General features: G+C 70.8%; 3 protein-coding genes. All 3 read left to right on the top strand.

Annotation, left to right across the window (positions count from 1 at the left end):
• Positions 1–450 (top strand): helix-turn-helix domain-containing protein (locus G3I65_RS49000; RefSeq protein ID WP_275940197.1); only part of this gene is annotated, 450 nt, incomplete at its 5' end.
• Positions 451–531: 81 nt separating this feature from the next.
• Positions 532–2,034 carry an aldehyde dehydrogenase family protein gene (locus G3I65_RS48995; RefSeq protein WP_160702458.1) on the top strand — a complete coding sequence of 501 codons (1,503 nt, stop codon included), beginning with the start codon at positions 532–534 and terminating at the stop codon, positions 2,032–2,034.
• Between the two features lie 11 nt (positions 2,035–2,045).
• Positions 2,046–3,158 (top strand): NDMA-dependent alcohol dehydrogenase, encoded by a 1,113-nt coding sequence (locus G3I65_RS48990; RefSeq protein WP_160702456.1) that lies wholly within the window; start codon positions 2,046–2,048, stop codon positions 3,156–3,158.
• The last annotated feature ends 26 nt before the right edge of the window (positions 3,159–3,184 follow it).

Raw genomic sequence — 3,184 nt, 5'->3', positions numbered from 1 at the left:
CGGTCGGCCCCGGAAACCGCGGGGCTCGCGTCGACCTGCCGGGCCGCCGTCGAACTTCCGCCGCTGCGCGAGCGCGCGGCCGAACTCCCCGCGCTGGTCAAGGAAATCGCCGCGAAGCTCCGGCCCGGCTGCCGGCTGCGGTTCACCTCCAGCGCGGTCGCCGCACTGGCCGCGCAGCCGTGGCCGGCGAACCTGCGCGAGCTGGAAACGGTGCTGCGGCAGGTGATCGGGCACCGCACGACCGGCGACGTCGTCCTCGCCGACCTGCCGCCGCAGTACCGGGCGGTGCCGAAGACGACGAACCTGGGCGGCCGCGAACGGGCCGAGCGCGCCGCGATCGTCGAAGCCCTGCGCGGCACCGACGGCAACAAGGTGCAGGCGGCCCGCCGGCTCGGCGTCAGCCGCACGACGCTCTACAGCCGGATGCGCGCGCTCGGCGTGCCCGGCTGAAACTGTCCAGAAACTGGGCAGGGAACGCGCCTCATCGGGGCGACCATGACTCACGTCACACCGACGTGAGGAGAGCTCCCGATGACGGCAGTCGCCGAAACCCCGTTGCTGGCACCGGTCCGCGAGTTCGTCGCGGGCACGAAGAACCTGCTGATCGACGGGCGGTGGGTCCCCGCCGCCTCCGGCCGGACGTTCGACACCCACAACCCGGCCACCGGCGAGCGGATCACCGAAGTGGCCTGGGGCGGCCCGGAAGACGTCGACCGCGCGGTGGCCGCGGCCCGCCGGGCGTTCGAAACCGGGCCGTGGGCCACGATGCGCCCCAACGAGCGCGAACGGCTGCTGTGGCGCGTCGGCGACCTGCTCACCGAACGCGCGGAACTGTTCGGGCAGCTGGAATCCCTCGACAACGGCAAGTCCGCGACCATCGCGCAGGTCGTCGACACCGCGTGGGCGGCCGACGTCTTCCGCTACTACGCCGGCTGGGCCACCAAGATCGAGGGCAGCACGATCAGCGTGTCGATGCCGTTCGCCCCGCCCGGCAGCGAATTCCACGCCTACACGCTGCGCGAGCCGGTCGGCGTGTGCGCGCAGATCATCCCGTGGAACTTCCCGCTGCTGATGGCCGCGTGGAAGATCGCGCCGGCGCTCGCCGCGGGCAACACCGTGATCCTCAAGCCCGCCGAGCAGACCCCGCTCACCGCGCTGCTGCTCGGGGAACTGTTCGAGGAAGCCGGTTTCCCGCCCGGCGTGGTCAACATCGTCACCGGCTTCGGCGACGCGGGCGCGGCGCTGGCCGCCCACGACGGCGTCGACAAGGTCGCGTTCACCGGCTCCACCGAGGTCGGCAAGAAGGTGGTCGAAGCGGCCAAGGGCAACCTGAAGAAGGTTTCCCTGGAACTGGGCGGCAAGAGCCCGAACGTGGTGTTCGCCGACGCCGATTTCGCCACCGCCGTCCCGGGTTCGCTCAACGCCTGGCTGTTCAACCACGGCCAGTGCTGCGTCGCGGGCACGCGGCTGTACGTCGAGGACCGGATCTTCGACGAGTTCACCCAAGCCGTCGCCGACGCGGCGAGCCAGGTGAAGATCGGCCCTGGCCTCGACCCGGCCACCCAGCTCGGCCCGCTCGTGTCGCAGGAGCAGTTCGACCGCGTCACCGGCTACCTGGCCCAGGGCCTCGCCGACGGCGCCCGCGCGCTGACCGGCGGGAAGCGCTGGGGCGACGAGGGGTACTTCGTCGAGCCGACCGTGCTCGTCGACGTCCAGCCGCAGTTCAGCGTGGTGCGGGAGGAGATCTTCGGGCCGGTCGTCGCCGCGCTGCCGTTCAACGCCGAGCGCGGGTTCGCGCCCGCGGCGAATGACAGCGAATACGGCCTGGCCGCCGGGATCTGGACGCGCGACCTCTCGAAGGCGCACCGCGCGGCCAAGCAGCTCAAGGCCGGTTCGGTGTGGATCAACCAGTACAACGGCTTCGACACCGCGCTGCCCTTCGGCGGCTACAAGCAGTCCGGTTGGGGCCGGGAGCTGGGCGCCGCCGCGCTCGACCTCTACACCCAGACCAAGGCCGTCAACGTCGCCCTCTGAAAGGAAAGCGCATGAAGACCAAGGCAGCCGTCCTGCTCGAAGCGGGCAAGCCCTTCGAGATCATGGAGCTCGACCTCGACGGGCCCGGCCCCGGTGAGGTGCTCATCAAGTACACCGCCGCCGGGCTGTGCCACTCGGACCTGCACCTGACCGACGGCGACCTGCCGCCGCGGTTCCCGATCGTCGGCGGGCACGAGGGTTCCGGCGTCATCGAGGACGTCGGCCCGGGCGTCACGAAGGTCAAGCCGGGCGACCACGTCGTGTGCAGCTTCATCCCGAACTGCGGCACCTGCCGCTACTGCGCCACCGGCCGGCAGAACCTGTGCGACATGGGCGCGACGATCCTGGACGGCCACATGCCGGACGGCTCGTTCCGCTTCCACGGCGGCGGGCAGGACTTCGGGGCGATGTGCATGCTCGGCACGTTCTCCGAGCGCGCCACGATTTCCCAGCACTCGGTGGTGAAGGTGGACGACTGGCTGCCGCTGGAAACCGCCGTGCTGGTGGGCTGCGGCGTCCCCAGCGGCTGGGGGAGCGCGACCTACGCGGGTGACGTCCGGGCGGGCGACATCACCGTGGTGTTCGGCATCGGCGGCCTCGGCATCAACGCCGTGCAGGGCGCGGTCCACTCGGGCGCGAAGTACGTCGTGGTGGTGGACCCGCTGGAGTTCAAGCGCGAAACGGCGCTGAAGTTCGGTGCCACGCACGCGTTCGCGGACCCGGCGGAGGCGGCGGCGAAGGTGACCGAGCTGTCCTGGGGCCAGGGCGCGGACCAGGCGATCATCACGGTCGGCACGGTCGACGCCCCGGTCGTCTCGGCGGCGTTCGACATGATCGGCAAGGGCGGCACGGTGGTCGTCACCGGCCTGGCCAACCCGGAAAAGCTGACGGTGCAGGTGTCCGGCGCGATGCTCACGCTGATGGAGAAGACGATCAAGGGCTCGCTGTTCGGGTCGTCGAACCCGCAGTACGACATCGTCCGCCTGCTGCGGCTCTACGACGCGGGCCAGCTCAAGCTGGACGAACTGGTGACCACGCGGTACAGCCTCGAGGAGGTCAACCAGGGGTACGACGACCTGCGCGAAGGCCGGAACATCCGCGGGGTCCTCGTCCACGCGAGCTGACGTCAGCCGAAGACGAGCGCGACGAA

This window comes from Amycolatopsis sp. SID8362, from assembly GCF_010550475.1.
In the GTDB taxonomy this organism is placed as follows: Bacteria; Actinomycetota; Actinomycetes; order Mycobacteriales; family Pseudonocardiaceae; genus Amycolatopsis; species Amycolatopsis eburnea.
Note: the sequence above shows the minus strand (reverse complement) of the source record. Positions and strands in the feature narration are given on the sequence as shown.